The following is a 679-nucleotide window of genomic DNA, read 5'->3' on the forward strand; positions in this document are numbered from 1 at the left end:
GATGTTAATTTATTCCAAGATTTAATATCATCTACAGATACGCCATATTTATTGGCAATATTCCAAAGTGTATCTCCTTGCTTGATTGTATGATACTCCTCAAGTGAAACCTTAAGCACTTCCCCAGTGCGGATCATATCGGAATCCAGGTTATTCCAGGACTTTAGTTCTTCAACTGAAACTTCGTATTTTTTAGAAAGTCCCCAAAGTGTGTCTCCATCTTTTACTTTCACATCCTGCGCGGATGCATTTGCTCCAAGACTCCCTGAGATTGCAGCCACTGCTGCGAAAGCCAAGATTGATTTTTTCATATTAAGTTCCATTCCTTTCGCTGCGCTCAAGGCACAAATATTTAATGAAAGTGAATCTACTCTCCCCCCTAATATTGCTATAATATATTTGGATAAGCAGATACACTACAGAGCACGGGGAGGTGAGTGGTGCAGTTCCAAACTGCCCGCATATTAAGATGTGCCGTTTGCTGTCTTCAAGTACAAAAAAGTGTGCCATCGAGCACGTAAACTAATCTTTGTGTAAACAATTCCTGTTTATGACATGGCAAACAGTCAATGTCTGCTTTATCCACTATAAACTTTATGGGATGTGTTTATGCTCAAAATTGTTTACCCTATTTGCTGTGGACTTGATGTCCACAAAAAGTTTGTTGTTGCTACGGTTG

Annotated in this window: 1 protein-coding gene; it reads right to left on the reverse strand. The window is 39.5% G+C overall.

All coding sequences use genetic code 11. The features are described 5' to 3' along the window. A partial coding sequence (locus tag AC2JF9_RS08095) for a LysM peptidoglycan-binding domain-containing protein (protein WP_500726779.1) occupies positions 1 to 311 on the reverse strand: 311 nt, incomplete at its 3' end. Positions 312 to 679 lie beyond the last annotated feature (368 nt).

It is taken from the genome of Lactobacillus sp. C449L (assembly GCF_059900815.1).